The organism is Streptomyces sp. PT12, assembly GCF_003311645.1.
GTDB lineage: Bacteria > Actinomycetota > Actinomycetes > Streptomycetales > Streptomycetaceae > Streptomyces.
Genome location: NZ_QEST01000082.1, coordinates 1 through 390, shown reverse-complemented (window position 1 = coordinate 390; position 390 = coordinate 1). Strand labels below are relative to the sequence as shown.

General features: G+C 76.2%; 1 protein-coding gene. It reads right to left on the bottom strand.

What is annotated here, in order from left to right; genetic code table 11:
- A partial coding sequence (locus DEH69_RS09115; protein ID WP_258534552.1) for an alpha-amylase family glycosyl hydrolase occupies window positions 1–390 on the bottom strand: 390 nt, incomplete at both ends.

The window sequence follows — 390 nt, the reverse complement described above, 5'->3', positions numbered from 1 at the left end:
GGTCTGGCGGGCGACCGAGAGCGCCGCCCAGGCGGGGGGTTGGGGCAGCCAGCTGCCGCCGTCGCCGAAGCCGTAGGACGGGCCGTGCGGGGTCCAGGGTATGGGGACGCGGCAGCCGTCCCGCAGCCCCTCGTCGCCGTCGGCGCCGCGGCGGAAGAACGCCGGGTCCTGGCGGGCGTCGTCGGGGAGGTCGGTGACCTCGGGCAGGCCCAGCTCCTCGCCCTGGTAGAGGTAGGCGGAGCCGGGGAGGGCGAGCATCAGCAGCGTTGCGGCGCGGGCGCGTTCGAGGCCGCCGCCCAGGCGGGTGCGGTGGCGCACGACGTCGTGGTTGGAGAGGACCCATGTCGATGGGGCGCCCACGGGCCGCATCGAGTCGAGCGAGGAGTCGAT